This is a genomic window from uncultured Ruegeria sp., assembly GCF_947489545.1.
GTDB lineage: Bacteria > Pseudomonadota > Alphaproteobacteria > Rhodobacterales > Rhodobacteraceae > Ruegeria.
In genome coordinates this window covers 1-16,610 of record NZ_CANLDZ010000004.1, presented here as the reverse complement: position 1 = coordinate 16,610, position 16,610 = coordinate 1, and the positions used below count along the sequence as shown (strand labels likewise).

General features: G+C 56.0%; 13 protein-coding genes. 10 read left to right on the top strand and 3 right to left on the bottom strand.

The features are described 5' to 3' along the window. Positions 1 to 98 precede the first annotated feature (98 nt). The 3 genes from Q1B13_RS07100 to Q1B13_RS07090 are packed head-to-tail and all read left to right on the top strand — an operon-like array spanning position 99 to position 5,465. Positions 99 to 665 (top strand): hypothetical protein, encoded by a 567-nt coding sequence (locus tag Q1B13_RS07100; RefSeq protein ID WP_299079520.1) that lies wholly within the window; start codon positions 99 to 101, stop codon positions 663 to 665. Beyond that, complete coding sequence (locus Q1B13_RS07095; RefSeq protein ID WP_299078836.1) at positions 607 to 2,085, top strand: DNA polymerase Y family protein; 1,479 nt, start codon at positions 607 to 609, stop codon at positions 2,083 to 2,085. Before Q1B13_RS07100 ends, Q1B13_RS07095 begins: the two co-directional genes overlap by 59 nt. Beyond that, positions 2,082 to 5,465, top strand: a complete 3,384-nt coding sequence (locus Q1B13_RS07090; RefSeq protein WP_299078834.1) for an error-prone DNA polymerase — start codon at positions 2,082 to 2,084, stop codon at positions 5,463 to 5,465. The genes Q1B13_RS07095 and Q1B13_RS07090 overlap by 4 nt, the downstream gene beginning before the upstream one ends. Before the next feature lie 278 nt (positions 5,466 to 5,743). On the opposite strand, the gene Q1B13_RS07085 is transcribed toward Q1B13_RS07090, so the two are convergent. Continuing rightward, the gene (locus Q1B13_RS07085) at positions 5,744 to 6,934 is read right to left on the bottom strand and encodes an NADH:flavin oxidoreductase/NADH oxidase family protein (RefSeq protein ID WP_366871026.1); all 1,191 of its coding nucleotides are present in this window, start codon (positions 6,932 to 6,934) and stop codon (positions 5,744 to 5,746) included. 1,085 nt (positions 6,935 to 8,019) lie between these two features. Between Q1B13_RS07085 and Q1B13_RS07080 the strand changes: the two genes are divergently transcribed. The 5 genes from Q1B13_RS07080 (at position 8,020) to Q1B13_RS07060 (ending at position 13,327) form a co-directional block, all read left to right on the top strand. Further along, entirely contained in the window at positions 8,020 to 9,342 is a 1,323-nt protein-coding gene (locus Q1B13_RS07080; RefSeq protein ID WP_299078828.1) for a sugar ABC transporter substrate-binding protein, read from the top strand. 57 nt (positions 9,343 to 9,399) lie between these two features. Continuing rightward, positions 9,400 to 10,275, top strand: coding sequence for a carbohydrate ABC transporter permease (locus Q1B13_RS07075; protein ID WP_299078825.1), 876 nt, complete (start codon positions 9,400 to 9,402; stop codon positions 10,273 to 10,275). Beyond that, positions 10,272 to 11,099 (top strand): carbohydrate ABC transporter permease, encoded by an 828-nt coding sequence (locus Q1B13_RS07070; protein WP_298934544.1) that lies wholly within the window; start codon positions 10,272 to 10,274, stop codon positions 11,097 to 11,099. The genes Q1B13_RS07075 and Q1B13_RS07070 overlap by 4 nt, the downstream gene beginning before the upstream one ends. Then, positions 11,099 to 12,160, top strand: coding sequence for an ABC transporter ATP-binding protein (locus tag Q1B13_RS07065; protein ID WP_299078822.1), 1,062 nt, complete (start codon positions 11,099 to 11,101; stop codon positions 12,158 to 12,160). The genes Q1B13_RS07070 and Q1B13_RS07065 overlap by 1 nt, the downstream gene beginning before the upstream one ends. 138 nt (positions 12,161 to 12,298) lie before the next feature. Further along, positions 12,299 to 13,327 carry a LacI family DNA-binding transcriptional regulator gene (locus Q1B13_RS07060; protein ID WP_298934546.1) on the top strand — a complete coding sequence of 343 codons (1,029 nt, stop codon included), beginning with the start codon at positions 12,299 to 12,301 and terminating at the stop codon, positions 13,325 to 13,327. 404 nt (positions 13,328 to 13,731) lie between these two features. On the opposite strand, the gene Q1B13_RS07055 is transcribed toward Q1B13_RS07060, so the two are convergent. Then, on the bottom strand, positions 13,732 to 14,547 hold the full coding sequence (locus Q1B13_RS07055; RefSeq protein WP_299078819.1) for a cyclase family protein: 816 nt from the start codon (positions 14,545 to 14,547) through the stop codon (positions 13,732 to 13,734). Positions 14,548 to 14,810: 263 nt separating this feature from the next. Between Q1B13_RS07055 and msrP the strand changes: the two genes are divergently transcribed. Both msrP and msrQ read left to right on the top strand, forming a co-directional pair. Further along, on the top strand, positions 14,811 to 15,713 hold the full coding sequence (gene msrP / locus Q1B13_RS07050) for a protein-methionine-sulfoxide reductase catalytic subunit MsrP (protein ID WP_299078817.1): 903 nt from the start codon (positions 14,811 to 14,813) through the stop codon (positions 15,711 to 15,713). 4 nt (positions 15,714 to 15,717) lie between these two features. Beyond that, complete coding sequence (gene msrQ / locus Q1B13_RS07045; RefSeq protein WP_299079517.1) at positions 15,718 to 16,332, top strand: protein-methionine-sulfoxide reductase heme-binding subunit MsrQ; 615 nt, start codon at positions 15,718 to 15,720, stop codon at positions 16,330 to 16,332. A 90-nt stretch (positions 16,333 to 16,422) separates the two neighbouring features. Here the strand turns inward: msrQ and Q1B13_RS07040 are convergent. Continuing rightward, a partial coding sequence (locus tag Q1B13_RS07040; RefSeq protein ID WP_299078815.1) for a hypothetical protein occupies positions 16,423 to 16,610 on the bottom strand: 188 nt, incomplete at its 5' end.

Genomic DNA, 16,610 nt, shown 5'->3' with positions numbered 1-16,610 from the left:
GCGAGCACAGCGCGAGACTTAAAATGAGGTATCGGCCTTTTGCGGTCCTTAGCATGACAGTGTTTTCCAATATTGCTATCGGATGCTAAAGCATGGCCATGCACAATCTTGATCCGCGTTTCTTTCCACCCAGTAACACGCGCACACACGAGGTCTGCGGGCCCGGCGCAGACGTGTTTGCATTCACGCTCGCTGCGCGGCTTCGCGGCAGTGTTATGTGGGTACGAGAGCGGTGGGAGCCAAGCCAGATTAACCCGGACGGGTTTGTCGAATTCATTGATTCTGCGTCCCTGACGCTGTGTAACACCAAGGACCAGACTGAAACCTTGGCTGTCGCCGAAGAAGCTCTGCGTTCAGGGGTCATCTCGTTGGTGGTGATGCAGTTGACAAAACCCCTCGGTCTGACCGCGGGGCGGCGTTTGCAGCTTGCGGCGCGTGATGGAAAATCCACCGGGTTGTCGATTATACCTGAAGGTATGGGCAGCAATGCGGCTGAAACCCGTTGGCATTGTGCACCTGTGTTTGATCCCAGATTCAGCTCTCAGGACTCGACTCTGCAAAAGTGGGAACTTATAAAGAACAAATCAGGAACATTAGGTGTTTGGTATGTTCGATGGGATCCCGCGCCGCGTCGTCTCATTATGGTTTCCCCGGCTGGCGAGTGACCAGATTTTGCGGCGCTGCCCGTCGGGTGGTCCCTTTGCCCTGACGCTGAAACAAAGCAACATCAATCGGCTCTATTGCCTTAATGCTCAGGCCACGCAGCAGGGTTTGCATCCCGGCATGCCCTATTCCGATGCCCGTGCTTTTTGTCCCAACTTACAAACGGCACCGGTTGATCTGCTGCAAGGCCAGCGATTTTTGCAGATCCTGTGCCGTTGGGCCACGCGGTACTGTCCTTGGGTGGGGCTGGAAGGTCGTGATGGGCTGGTGCTGGATATCAGCGGCTCCACCCATCTCTTTGGCGGTGAAAAAGAGATGCTGAGTGATATGCGCACCCGCTTGACGCGTGCGGGCCTGTCGGTGCAGATCGGCCTGGCGGACACGCGCGCGGCGGCCTGGGCCCTGGCGCATCATGGTGAGGGACTGGCGCCACCCGGTGATATGTTGGCCGCGCTGCAGAACCTCCCTGTTGCTGCCTTGCAGCTGGATGAGAAAACCTCAACGGCTTTGACCCGATTGGGGCTGCGTAAGATTGGTGATCTTGCTGCGGCACCGCGTGCGCCGCTGACCCGCCGCTTTGGACCGGATGTACTGAGACGGCTGGATCAGGCTGTGGGGCAGCAGCCGGAAGGGATCACGCCCGTGGCTGACCCGCCCCATTACGGAGTGCGCATGACATTGCCAGAGCCTATTGGCCTCATCAGCGACGTGATGGCTGGTACAAAGCGATTGCTGACCCGGCTTTGCGCCAAATTGAAAGCGCAGGAAATGGGCGCGCGAGGGCTAACAATGACACTGCGCCGGGTGGATCAGGATCATCAAGAGGTTGAGCTGCGTCTGGCGCGCCCTTTGCGGGACCCTCATCGCATTCTACCGTTGTTTGAACGGGGGTTGGCCGAGGTGGATGCAGGTTTTGGCATCGACCAGCTGCGGCTTGAGGCAACGCAGGTTGAGGCCTTGCCAGCCCAGCAACTCACCCATGTTTCGGCGGGGCGGAAGGGTCATTTGGAAGACCTCATCACCCGGATCGGCACAAGGATCGGGCTGACGAATATCCAACGTTTCCTGCCCGCTGACAGCCATATCCCAGAGCGCAGCTTTATCATTGCGCCTGCCGCTTATTCAGATCCTGCCAGCGGCTGGACCTGCACAAACCCACGCCCGCTGCGTCTGTTTCCACCTGAGCCGCTTATGGTCGCTGAACCACATCCGCCAGAACGGTTCCGCTGGCGGCGCATGTCATTGACCACGGCGCGCGCCACGGGCCCTGAACGCATCGCTCCTGAATGGTGGCTGGAGGATGACAACTGGCGTTCTGGCCTGCGCGATTACTGGCGTGTGGAAACCACGCAGGGACGGCGGCTCTGGTTGTTTTACACGCCGCAAAACCCTGGATGGTTCGTGCAGGGAGAATTTGCATGATTGAAGTCAATCGCACGCATCGTCCGGTAGAGGCCTTTCGCCGGGATCTGCTGCACACGCAGATACAGGGGCAAAGCTATGCCGAGCTTTGTGTCACCAGTAATTTCACCTTTTTGACCGGAGCTTCGCACCCCGAAGAACTGATCGTGCGGGCTGCAGAGTTGGGGCTGTCTGCGATTGCTATCACGGATCGCAATTCACTGGCGGGAGTGGTGCGAGCCTGGACCGCGCTCAAGGAGTTACGGCGAGACACTGCAGAAGCTTTGAAAATTCGTTCTCAGCAGCGTGTGGATGCCTCCTCCCGGCAAAAGATTGAATCGGGACAAGCCATTTCACACACCCCTTTCGCAACATTGCCCAGACTAATCGTTGGGTGCCGTCTGGTCTTGCGTGACAGTTCGGTGGAATGGGTCGCCTTACCCCGTGATCGGGCAGCATATCAACGCCTGACCCGCCTTCTGACCGCAGGTAAACGCCGGGCGGAAAAAGGTGATTGTGAGCTTTACAGCAAGGATATGATACCCGCCTGCAAAGGGATGATTTTGATTGCCCTGCCGCAACAGGGATTGAAAGAGGCCGTACCGGATATCCAGCGGCTGCAGCGACGCTTTCCCAATCACGTCTTTCTCGGGGCCGCCCCCCGTTATGACGGCAGCGATCAGGCTTATCTGGCGACCTGCGCAATGGCCGCGCAAAAGGCAGGTGCCCCGATGGTCGCGGTTGGCGATGTGCTGATGCATCGCGCAAACCGCAGACGGCTGGCCGATGTTTTGACCTGCATGCGCGACCATATCACCATTGATCAGATCGGCACGCGTGCGCTGCCCAATGCCGAACGCCGGATCAAGTCCGGTCAGGATATGGCGCGGCTGTTTCGTAACCATCTGGGCGCAATACGCCGTACATTGGAGATCACCGATAAATGCAGCTTTGACTTGGGCGAACTCTCCTATGAATACCCCCATGAAGACACTGAGGAAGAAACGCCGCAAGCCCGGCTGCAACGGCTGGCCCGAGAAGGCCTGACACGACGCTACCCTCATGGTCCGCCCTCCAAAGTAACCCACCTGCTGAAAAAAGAGCTGGCCGTGGTCAAGGAATTGGATTTCCCAGCCTATTTCCTGACTGTCCACGATATTGTGCAATTCGCCAGATCGCGGGGCATCTTATGTCAGGGGCGCGGGTCCGCTGCGAATTCAATCCTTTGCTATCTTTTAGGCATCACCGATGTCAGTCCGGATATGATCTCGATGGTGTTTGAGCGGTTTGTCTCAAAGTACCGTGGCGAGCCACCGGATATCGATGTCGATTTCGAACATGAGCGGCGCGAAGAGGTGATCCAGTGGATTTACAGGAAATACGGCCGTCACCGTGCCGGGCTTTGCGCAACCGTCATTCACTTTCGCACACGGGCCGCCATTCGTGAGGTGGGTAAGGTCATGGGCCTGTCTCAGGATGTGACTGCCGGTCTGTCGGGCCAAATCTGGGGCATGAGCAATGGCGGGATTGATCTTGATCGCATCCGCGAGATTGGCCTTAACCCCGAAGACCGCCGCCTTATGCAAACCATCCAGCTTATTGGCGAGATCATCGGCTTTCCCCGACACCTGTCGCAGCATGTAGGAGGCTTTGTCATCACACGTGGTCGTCTGGATGAACTGTCGCCGATTTCCAATGCTGCGATGGAAGATCGCACCGTCATCGAATGGGATAAGGATGACATTGATGCACTTGGTATTCTGAAGGTCGATGTCCTGGGACTCGGCATGCTGAGCTGTGTACAAAAAGCCTTTGCGTTGATGCAGCAACACGAAGGGCGCAGCCTCAGTATCGCTACGGTTCCGCAGGAAGATAAGCCCACATATGATATGCTTTGCGTTGCCGATGCGGTGGGGGTGTTTCAGGTTGAGAGCCGTGCCCAGATGAACTTTCTGCCCCGAATGAAACCCCGAACATTCTATGATCTGGTGATCGAAGTTGCCATCGTGCGCCCCGGTCCGATCCAGGGCGGCATGGTGCAGCCCTATATCAAACGCCGCCAGGGTCTGGAGCAGGCTGAACCCTTTGGACCCGCACTGGAAGAGGTCACAAAACGTACGCTTGGCGTACCGCTGTTTCAGGAGCAGGCCATGCAAATCGCTGTGGTGGGGGCGGGTTTTTCCGCCGAAGAGGCCGATCACCTGCGCCGATCACTCGCCTCATTCCGGCGTATGGGTACCATCGGAGCCTTTGAGGAGAAATTCATTAATGGAATGCTCCGGAATGGCTATGATCTGGACGTCGCCAAGCGCTGTTTCTCTCAGATCCAGGGCTTTGCCGATTACGGTTTCCCCGAAAGCCACGCCGCCGCTTTTGCAATGCTCGCTTATGTCTCGGCCTGGCTGAAATGCCATCACCCGGCGATCTTTGCCTGTGCGCTTCTCAACTCCCAGCCTATGGGGTTTTACGCCCCCGCCCAGATCGTCCGCGATGCGCGGGAACATAGTGTTGAAACACGCCCCATATGCGTGAACCATTCAGAATGGGACAATACCCTTGAGCGCCGCCCCGATGGTGCATTGGCTCTGCGGTTGGGGTTTCGCCAAATCAAAGGTTTCAAAGAAGAAGATGCAGGCTGGATTGTTGCGGCACGGGGCAATGGGTATCGCGATCCAGAGGCGCTGTGGCTGCGGGCAGGCCTGCGCCCCGATGTGTTGATACGGTTGGCCGAAGCGGATGCGTTCTCTGACATGGACCTCACGCGTCGAGATGCTCTGTGGCAAGTCAAAGCCATCCGCAGCGAAAAACCGCTGCCGCTTTTTAACGACCCGATTGATGGGGAAAGCATTAATGAACCGCAGATCGCCCTGCCCACCATGCATTTGGGTGAAGAAGTCGTTGAGGATTATGTATCCACCCGCCTTTCCCTGCGCGCCCATCCAATGGAATTGCTACGCCCCGGCATTCCGGACCTTACCCCTCACAACGCACTAAAGGATGTGCCTCTGGGGCAGCATACGGTCTGCGGGCTTGTCATCACCCGCCAACGCCCCGGCACGGCGTCCGGGGTGATTTTCCTGACGCTTGAGGATGAAACCGGGGTCAGTAATGTCGTCGTCTGGCCCAAAATATATGAGCGTTTCCGGCGCATCGTGATGGGGGCACGGCTCCTGCGTGTCCGGGGTTATCTGCAACGCGAAGGCATTGTCGTGCATCTGATTGCTCAGGAGATTTACGACATGTCCTATAAGCTCTCGGACCTGGGCCACCCATTGCCAGAGGCTCTGACCACCGAAGGCCTGCGCGCGGATGACACCCCCAAAGCATCCCGCTACCCCGCCCGCGCCATGCATCCGCGTGATCAAGCCAAGCGACTGTTTCCGAGCCGGGATTTTCATTAAGCAGGCATCCATGCAGACCGCGGCATCCGCTTGTTTGCGATTTCCCAACCCGTGCGCCCCACTTGACGAACAGCAGCTTCTGTACTGTTGAATTTCCGGTTAACCGCAAAGCGCCAGCGCTCGGTCACCGGCGCCCAGATCGGCCTTGAGGGCTTCGCGTTGCTCCGGTATCTCGCCCAGCTCCTTAATCATCCCTGTATCGCGTGTTCCATGCATGCACGATGGATTCAAGAGACCCGATTGTTCAGCGGGTTGTTGATGCATAAGGCCGGGCTTACTTATGAAGCGAAGGGCTCATGCACAGGAAATCGTTTCTTCCAAAGGATCGCGCGTTCCGCGTCGCGCGCCTCATATTCGGCAATTGCATCATTGATATCCCGCTCGATCAGACTCTCTTGGTCTTCACCAAGGTCCGTCATCCGCATCGTAAACCAAGCTGTCATTCCTCCTGGCGGCAGGGTGGCGAATCGAGGAAAAGCAGGGTCACCTTTGCCCGCCTGCCATGACAAAGGCAGCGATGGATCAAGGACGAAACCCCGCGCAAGGCCAACCGCATCCACATCACCCTGAATGATCGCGGCCTCTGCCTCGTCATAATGCTTGAACCCTCCGGTGATCATGAGAGGGGTCGTGGTCAACCCGCGTGCGGCACCGGCGAATTCGAGAAAATATGGGCCTTTGGATGCTCGTTCGGAACTTGATGGGGCACCGGGGAAATAGGTTCCACCGCTGATGTCCAGTAAATCAACGCCTTTGCCCTCAAGTCCTGCAACAACTTTGAGGGCATCATCTTCCGTTAGCCCACCGTCCAGCTGGTCAGTGGCATTCAGTTTGACTGCAACCACAAAGTCAGTCGGTACAGCAGCACGAACGGCCTCGACCGTCTCGACAAGCAGCCGCATACGTGCATGGATCGAACCACCATAATCATCCGTCCGGTGGTTGAAGAGAGGGGACAGGAACTGGCTTAAGAGAAACCCATGAGCCGCATGAATCTGAACGCCTCCAAACCCCAGCTCACACGCGCGCCGTGCCGTTTGGGCAAAAGAACTAGGAATGCTCCTAATCTCGGCCAGAGACATCGCTTCGGTACTAAAATTGGGAAAGTCGATGGCACTTGGTCCCCTCGGCTTGCTGATCGGCAGGTGAGACAATGCCCCGGCGTGGCCAAGTTGCAACCAGAGATGCGCCCCGTTTGCTGACCCGCGCCGCGCCAGATCACGGAACGCTGCAGTGTCGGCCCCTTGATCGAGCACAAGATTGCCCGGTTTTTCAGGGTACCGTGGGTCGCCCTGCACTTCTCCGATGATCGACGCTGCCAGACCACCGTCGGCCCAGCGTTCATACAACCTTATCTGTCTGGCAGTCGGATCGCCACGTCCATCCGCGAGTGAGTCAGACATGGCCGATTTGATGATCCGATTTTTTAGCACACGCCCGTTCGGTAGGGTGAGTGGCTTAAAAAGCAAATTATTCGAAGCTGCGTGCAAGTCAGTTCTCGCTGGGGTTTTAACCTCGACCCAAGATGCTTTGGGTGGTTGTCTTCGATAACACGTTGTTTAGGAGGGGCTTCAAGGTTTGACAAGACCAAGGTCTCGCTGAAACATCTGTTTCCCGGCCGTCAGTCCGTTCACCTTATCGACGATGGCATCGGCATCAATACCATGATGGCGATAGAGATCGCCGATCAAATGGATAGACAGTCACTAAACCTGTTAGGTGAACCATGGCGATGTTATCTTCAAAACCATTTTAAGGTAGTTGTGAGATCATCTTTTGGTGCTTGGCGTTTCGGGTATGAAGCAAAGAAATTGAGTTCATCTAGGATCTCGCAAAGCGAATTGCTTGAGCCGTTGTCACGCGTTCGCGATGATATGTCTGCAGTTTGATGCACCCGTCGCTTTGGAAATGACGTTTGCATTGTGCGAGGGTTCCCGACTGATCATCTTACGAGACGTTTTCCAGAACGCAGATCTTGAAGCCGACGGCGATCGGCAGCAAGGTCCGCATGGTGTGGGTTCGGGCGGATCTCAAATTTGAAGTTGCGTTGAGTAACCGGTTGGATTGAGCTGCCCAGCGGCGCCAAATACTGGGATAGAATCTTTTCTATGGCTCGTCTGTGGCCTCATTCGCTGCCAGCTCTGTCCCTGGAGTACTCTTTGCGGACGGCGAATCTTGGCTGGCACATGACATAGTCGCAAGTGCTGCTCCAATCTGGAGGTCTCACCGCAATTCAAACGCATAAAAGATCGAACAGTTTCGGAATACTTATGTAACCCTCCAGAAGTGGCACAAGTTCGATCAAGCTAGGCTCGCTGTCCTTCGAGATGTTGAGATTCCCATGGACGAAGGGGCAGTGATCTGGTCCAGATTTGGATCGGACGGTCTCGCATGGCAGCAGCCAGCCAATCGGTGAATGTCGAACCCGCTGGTTAGTGCGCATTTAGCCGGGTTAGAAGGCCAGCATCAACACGCGTCAGATAGTTCTTGAATACGTATTCATGATAATCTTACCCTAGGTAACCAAATGTTGCGATTCGTGAGGGAGGAGAGAATGCGCAGACAGACTCTATTGAAGGCAGGCGTCGTCGTGACCGCAATGTCGTTGATGCCGCTCAACGCCGCCGCAGAAGACATTCCCTATGATCTGAAGGAAGGTCAGCCATATGCAGGGGCAAAGCTCAACATCCTAAGCGTGGTAACCCCACAATTCGACGGCTTGATGCTGCGGGACGACGAATTCACCGAACTGACAGGGATCGAAACAGAGTGGACGTTTATTCCTTTCGGGTCGCTGCAAGAGAAAATCAATGCCGAAGGGATTGCGGCCAACGGAACCTTCGATGTGGTCAATTACCTCGACAGTTGGGGCCCTCCTAATGCGCATTGGCTGATGCCAATCGATGATATGATGGCGCAGGACGGGATTTCGATGGATCGCTATCCAGCTGCATTTGCGCGGTCAGCCCAGTATGATGGCAAGACGCTTGGCTTCCCCCTGCGCGCCCATCCGCAGCTGATGTTCTATCGCAAGGATCTGATTCCAGAGCCGCCGACATCCTGGCAGGAAGTGATCGAGATTGGCAAAGCTCTGAAGGAAACCAACCCCGACATTGCCCCTCTTGCGCTCTACTATAACAACGACGGCAACCGACAGAACCTGTTCATCTGGATCAACTTCCTTTGGGCCGCTGAGGCGGATATCTTCAACGATGACTGGACCGCTGCCTGGACCAGTGACGAAGCGATAAAAGCCACTGAGGATTATATCGCATTACACACTGTTCACGGCGTCACGAACCCCAACAGCCTGGCCTTTGTCGAACAGGACGCGCGTCAGTCGTTCATGCAGGGTAAATCTGCGATGATCCCTGTTTGGTGGTGGGCTTATTCTGGTTTTTACAACCCGGAATCGTCTACTCTGACCAAGGATCAGGTCGGGTTCACCGGGATGCCGTCTTATGATGGTCGGACGAAAACCTATGCAATTTCGATGCCGTTTTCTATTTCTGAGTATTCCGAGAACAAGGAAGCTGCGTGGGAATTCATGAAATGGCTTTCGAACCCAGAAATGGATAAGGCCAACGCCATCGAACGCGAAGTGGCTGGCAAGTCGATCGTGAACAACGTTGTCACTCATATCTCATCGCTGCAGGACGCGGATGTAAACGCGGCAAATGATGGTATTCAGGCAGCAGCCTGGGAGTCACTGGAAGAGTCCGACATCATGCCGCAAATTCCCGAATGGCCCGAAGTCGGAGACATCTTATCAGCCGCTATCGCTGAGGCAGCGGCCGGTGGCGATGTCCGGGAACTGATGACCGAGGCCGCCGAGCAATCCAACCGCGTGCTCAAGCGCGCTGGGCGTATCGAGTGATATTTTGCAGGGTGTGGCCATGACGGCTGCGCCCGCCACAATCGGATCGGACGGACAATGCGTGACAATACGCTGAAATACCTGCTGGTGCTGCCAGCGGTGCTGGTCGTTTTCGCCACCGCGATCTGGCCGCTTGTTGAGTCTCTGCGCTTGTCTTTCACTGTGGGGCGGCTCAACAAACCCGACTTCCCTCAGGGCTACCTTGGTTTCGAGAACTACACATGGGCGTTCTGGGAAGAACCAGCTTTCTGGAATTCGGTCTGGGTGACCGGGATTTACACTGTGTTGACGGTTGCCTTGACGACCGTGCTAGCCTTGGGTTTGGCAATGCTTCTGGCTCCGGGTGGACGGCTCAGGTCGGGTGTGCAGACGTTGCTGATCCTGCCCTTTGCCATGTCGCCGGCATTAATAGGTGTCTCGTTCCGGTTCATGTTCAACCCCGAATTCGGACTGTTCGACGCGTTTTTCGGGGCCGTCTTTCCGCCGCTGGCTGACATCAGCTGGCTCGCCCATCCACAGCTTGCCTTTGCGGTTTGCGTGATGGCCGATGTCTGGGGATGGATCCCGTTCCTGACACTTGTGCTGATCGGCGGGCTGGCGTCGGTTCCGCAGGAAACGATCGAGGCCGCGCAGGTTGACGGCGCTTCGGGCTGGCGGGTGTTTCGCGATGTGACGCTGCCGCAACTTGCACCTGTTTTGGCCGTGGTGATTATCCTGAAATCAATCTTTAGCCTGAAAACCTTCGATCAGATCTTCATGTTGACCAACGGCGGGCCTGGCACGGCCACCCAGACGCTCAGCCACTACATTTACTTCAACGGCATGAAATACGGACAGATCGGCTATTCGGCATCCGTCGCCTGGCTTATGGTTATCCCGATGATCTTCCTCACCTACGCCTATGCCAAGTTCGTGTTCAGGAAAGCATCATGACCGGGCGCCAGAAAAAACAGATCGTCGATGCGATCCAGATTGTGCTGATCCTGATCGCGATCTTCATCATGCTGGTCCCGATCATCTGGATCTTTCTTGCTGCGTTCAAGAACCACGTGGATGTTTATCAACTAAAACTACTATTCACACCGACGCTGAAAAACTTTGGGATCGTGTTCGACGCGCCGTATTACTTGGGCGCCAAGTTGATCAACTCGACCGTCGTGGCGCTTGTCACCGTAGTCATCGCGATCCCCATTGCCACCATGGCGGCCTATTCCTTTTCCCGGTTCCGCCTGACCGGTGAAACGGCGATGCTGGTGATGATCCTTGCGACCCAGTTCGTCCCGGCAGTGGTCATCATCCTGCCGTTCTTCGTGATGTTCCGTGACATCGGGCTGCTCGATACCCGCTCGGGACTGATCCTGGTCAACCTCGCCATCGTGATGCCTTTTGCCATCTGGATGATCAAAGGCTTCATCGACGGCATCCCGCTGGACACGGAAGAGGCGGCGATGGTGGATGGCTCTTCCCGGATACAGGTGATCCTCAACATCGTGTTGCCGATGGCGGCGCCGGGCCTGCTGACGGCGGGGATCTTCTGTTTCATCATTGCCTGGAACGAGTTCCTGTTCGCGCTGATCCTGACCAACAAGGACGCGGTCACGCTGCCCATCGGGCTGGCCCTGTTCAAAGGCGAAGAGGGCGATCTGTGGAACCTGCTCAGCGCGGCGGGCATCATCATCATGCTGCCGATGTTCGTCCTCGCCCTCATCATCCGGAAATACTTTGTGCAAGGCATGACCATGGGAGCCGTACGCTGATGGCCGAAGTCATTCTCAAGAATCTGACCAAGCGCTGGGGTGATTTCGTCGGCGTCGACGACCAGTCCCTTGAAATCCAGGACCGGGAGTTTCTGGTGCTGCTCGGCCCCTCGGGCTGCGGCAAGACCACGACCATGCGCATGATCGCCGGTCTCGAAGATCCCACGAATGGCGAAATCTGGATCGGCGATCGGATGGTCAATGACGATCTGCCAAAGGATCGGGACGTGGCCATGGTGTTCCAGAACTACGGCCTCTACCCCCACATGACGATCTTCGACAACATCGCCTATCCCCTGAAAGTGCGCGGCACGCCGAAACCGGACATCGCGCCCAAAGTGCACGAAGCCGCCGAGAAGGTTGAGCTGACCCAGTTTCTGGACCGCAAGCCCAAGGCCCTGTCAGGCGGCCAGAGGCAGCGCGTCGCGCTGGCACGCGCAATCGTGCGCGCACCCAAGGTCTTTCTGATGGATGAGCCGCTCTCCAATCTCGACGCCAAGCTGCGCGTGACGATGCGGGCCGAGCTGAAACATCTCAGCCGCCAGATGAAGATCACTACGGTCTATGTCACCCATGACCAGATCGAAGCCATGACCCTGGCCGACCGCGTGGCGGTGATGAAACACGGGGTAATCCAGCAGCTCGGCACACCGGACGAGATCTACAACGACCCGGCCAACCTGTTTGTTGCGGGTTTCATCGGCTCTCCGGCCATGAACCTGATCAACGGGTCGGTTCAGGACGGCATGTTCGTCACCACGGGCGGAACACGACTGGTCAAGGTGGCAATCCCCGATCGTCCTGCCGTCATCCTCGGCGTGCGTGCCGACGACATGAAGGTGTTCGAGCCCGGCGAAGGCGACATAGACGTCACCATCTACGCCTTCGAAAACACCGGTGAAAGCACACTGCTGACGGTTCAATGGGGAAAACAGCGCGTCATTGCTCGCGGTAGTCGGCACCTGCGCAAGAACCAAGACGATGTTGTCGGTATCTCGCTATCGGCCGAGCATCTGTATCTGTTTGACCCAGAATCTGGCAGCCGAATTCGGGAAGACTGACTTGCCAGCCGGTATTGCAAATCAGGTATACTAACTTTGGTCATGGTCAGGCGATTGCACATTCGTATGAGCTGCTCTGGCGATCATAACTCGGCTTGTGATAAAGCTGCAGGATATCGTTGAACAAGCGGGTCGTGCATGCGGGTGAGCCGAACAACAGCGGCAGAGGTTGCAAAACTGGCAGGTGTTAGCCAGCCAACGGTAAGTCGCGTCTTTATGCAGGGATCAAAAGTCTCCGCCGACAAACAACGACGCGTACGCGAGGCAGCACTTAAGCTCGGATATCGACCTAACACACTGGCCCGTTCATTGAACACCGGCCGGTCCCGAACCATAGGTATTGTTCTCGCCTACCTAAAAAATCCGTTCTACACCGAAGCTTTGGAGAAGCTGTCCTCCGAGTTCCATGAACATGGTTATCATATCATGACCTTCTTCGCCTCAAACCTGACCGACGAAGTTGATGGCGTTGTCGAAGATCTTCTTGCTCATCAGGTCGATGGTATCATTCTGGCGTCCGTCAGTGTGTCCAGCGAGCTAACAAAACGCTTACAAGATCATGGTATCCCGCTAGTGCTGTTCAATCGAGGACAAGAAAACCCCAATCTAGCTTCGGTAACGGCGGCGAATTTCGAAGGTGGGCGAGTTGCGGCAAGGTTCTTACTGGCCGGAGGTCACAAGCGAATAGCGCATATCGCAGGCTGGCAAAAATCTCTTAACGGTCGTGAGCGGCAGGCCGGGTTTCTGGCGGAAATGTCAGCTCAGGGAACAGAGCCGTTTCACGTTGTTGATTGCGAATACAGCCGAGTGATCGCGCGCAAGGCGACGCTTGGCCTGTTCGAGAAGGGTTGTGGGCCGGATTCGATATTCGTCGGCAACGACCATATGGCTTTTGCGGTTCTTGAAACACTAAAGCACGAGCTTGGTCTGGATGTTCCAGGGGATGTGTCTGTCATCGGCTATGATGATGTCGCGATGGCGGCATGGAAAACTTTTGACCTAACCACGATGCGCCAGCCGGCGAACCGAATGGCTGAAGCGACGGTCAGGATGTTGCTATCGATGATTGATGATCCTGAACCGTCTCTGGGGCGCATTGAAATCGAAAGCCAGTTGATTGTTAGGGGAAGCACAAGAAATCCACCTGATTGGCAACGCGACCCATAAACTGCCCGGCATAATGGTTTTGTGTGAGCTGAGCGAAAACCGCAGCCCTTTCTGACTGAACCTTGCCGTCGTGTGTGAAGGGTGGTTGAAAGTTCACGAAGGAAAGCAAGCGACGCGAGCACTCGTAAGCAATCACAATGCCATTGCAGATGTCTTTATAAAGTGAATGTCTCCACTCTGCGCGATCATTGTGGATATCGACCGCTTTTGCGTCCCCGCTTTTCCGCATGTCGAATATGATACCCGCCGGTCTGAAGACTTCTTCAGGTGTTCCGAGTGGATGTGTGGACACCATTCTTGATCTGCCTGCACCGGTTTGAGTAGGTGCAAACACAGCACCGCACTTTACATACAAGTATTGCGACTACAAAAATGATGCCGATCTTGTCGGCCTTTTCGGTTCCTCAGATCAGTGCAAACACACGCGCCGGACCTCCGGTGCCACCCGCATGTTTAGGCGCGCCGATGACAAGTGTTGCACCTGATGCCGGGACGCGATCCAGACCGGCAAGACACTCAATACCAAACCGGCCCGAGGGCAGCCACGCATAGTGGGTGGCGAAATCGGCCGACATGCCGTGATCCAGCGACAAGGTATCCACGGCAACCGACCGGGCGCCTGTGTCCTCCATCAGCATTTGTGCAGCCTCGACATGAAAACCGGGATAATGCTGTGCCTCCCCGTCGAAATTCCGAAAGCCATCGGTTGCAACCTTGGCGGACCAACCTGAGTGCATTGCGACGCAGGCTCCGTCGGGGATATCGCCATTGGATGCAATCCAAGCTTTCAAGTCATCCGGCGTGACCCGTGTATCAGCATCCTCGGAGGCACGAGCGGCGATGTCGACAACGCAAAGCGGTGCGACCAGATCTGTGACCGGGATTTCGTCAACCGAAGCGCCATCCGCCGAAAAATGCAAAGGCGCGTCGATATGTGTGCCCGTATGTTCATTGATGGAAAGGTTGAACAGGTTGAAGCCGTGATCCGCAAAGTTGAAAGCTTGCTCAGCTGAAATACCCGGCTCACCTCCCCAAGTCGGAAAATCAGGGCTGAGGGTGTGGGTCATGTCTTCGACCGCGCCGTGGCCGTCGGCCAGCGCCGCTGGCGCTGAAACGCCCGTTGCGGCGGCTGCCACACCGGTGGCTGCTGCTGCCTTGAAGAACCCTCGCCGCGACAACATACGATCCTTGACCGCGTTCATTACGCAAATGTCACACATGGTATTCTCCCTAAGCGGTTTCGCAATCCATTCGGATGGCCCAACCATCCGCCCAATTACACTTACTATTCTGCGGTCCAGCCTGCACTTTTGGCCCTGCACTTGTAAAGTTCACGCTTCCTGGCAGCTCGCCGAACTGGCGCAAGGTGTCGACGCCATTGTGAACGTTACAGTCACTTCTCTCAATCGTGACGCCCGTTTCCTTGGCTCTGTGGTATCAGACATTACCTTGTTCCCGAGGCTGATTGACTACGGAGACCCAAATGGCGCAACGCTGGACCAACACTTTGACATATGCCGACGTCACCCCGCGGACGGCGTTTTTGAACCGGCGGCAGGTCGTGGCCGGTATGGCTGGTGTCGGGCTGACTGCTATGTCCCGGCCAGCTGCGGCTGAGGATGGTCTTGAAGCCAATACTTGGGAAGAGATTACGTCTTACAACAACTACTACGAGTTTGGCACAGGCAAGGACGACCCGGCCAAGTATGCCGGATCACTGACAACTGAACCGTGGAGCATCAAGATTGATGGCTTGGTGGATCGCCCCGGGGAATACGGCTTCAAGGACATTTTGTCCGAGATGACGATTGAAGAGCGTATCTATCGATTCCGCTGCGTCGAAGCCTGGTCGATGGTGATCCCTTGGAACGGGTTTGAATTGTCCGATCTGCTGAACATGGCCGGTGTTCAGGAGGATGCAAAATATGTGGCCTTCGAGACCGCCTATCGTCCGGAAGAAATGCCGGGGGTTCGTTCCCCTGTTCTCGAATGGCCCTATCGCGAAGGTCTGCGTATGGATGAGGCGATGCATCCTCTGACAATTATGGCAACTGGGATTTATGACCGACCTATCCCGAACCAGAACGGGGCACCTCTGCGTTTGGTGGTGCCTTGGAAATATGGGTTCAAGTCGATCAAGTCGATTGTCCGCATAACGTTGACTGACACTCAGCCGCCGACCAGTTGGAACATGGCCGGTCCGCGAGAGTATGGTTTCTATAGCAATGTAAACCCCAATGTGGATCATCCCCGCTGGTCGCAGGGCTCGGAGCGGCGCATTGGAGGTGGTCTGTTTTCCAAGCGCGTTCCCACCTTGATGTTCAATGGATATGAACAAGAGGTTGCCAGCTTGTATAATGGCATGGATCTGGCAAAGAATTACTGAGATCATGCAGGCGGTGAACCAGATATTGCGTAAGGTCCCTGTCTGGGGCGTCTACCTGGTGGGCGCGTTGCCTGCACCCTGGTTGCTGTATCTCGCAATGACCGGCGGGCTGGGGGTCGAGCCGATCAAAGCGCTCGAGCACGAGTTGGGTGAACTAGCGCTGCAGCTGCTGATCGTTGGTCTGGCTGTTACACCTCTGCGGCGGCATGTCGGTTTGAACCTGATGAAGTTTCGTCGGGCAATCGGAGTGCTGACATTTGCCTATGTCAGCCTGCATCTGGTGGTTTGGCTGGTGCTGGATGTACAACTGCCTAGCCAGATCTGGGCCGACATCGTCAAGCGCCCATACATCACAGTTGGTATGATCGCGTTCCTAATGTTGCTTCCCTTGGCAGTTACGTCGAATAACTGGTCAGTGCGGCGTCTAGGTCCGTCCTGGCGCAAACTACATCGGCTGGTTTATCCCGCAGCGCTTCTCGGGGCGCTTCATTATGTGATGCTTGCTAAGGGGTTTCAGATCGAACCTTTGATCTATCTGGCGATCATCGCGGGCCTGCTTGTCCTGCGTTTTCCGAGTCCAGGTGGGTTTGCCCGCTGGCGACAGGCCGATTCCGCCTGACTCGCGACCGAGTCTGCCGGTATTTTTAAGTACACGCTTTGTGGCGGCGTTTTTTCGAGTTGGATACGCGCGTTTTAGGCGCGGTTGCGCTCAGGTGTATTTATGTAGCTTTTTGATAAATAAATATAAAATGGTCAGTTGAGAGATTTTCTGAGTTTTTGTCTTTTTCTGCTTGCGGTCTTTGTCAGTAGTACTTAGAACCCCCTTCACCGGCGCTGCTGAGACGGCGCTGACGGGTCGGGGAGACGGCCGGACGGGTTGGAGAGACAGCTGGACGC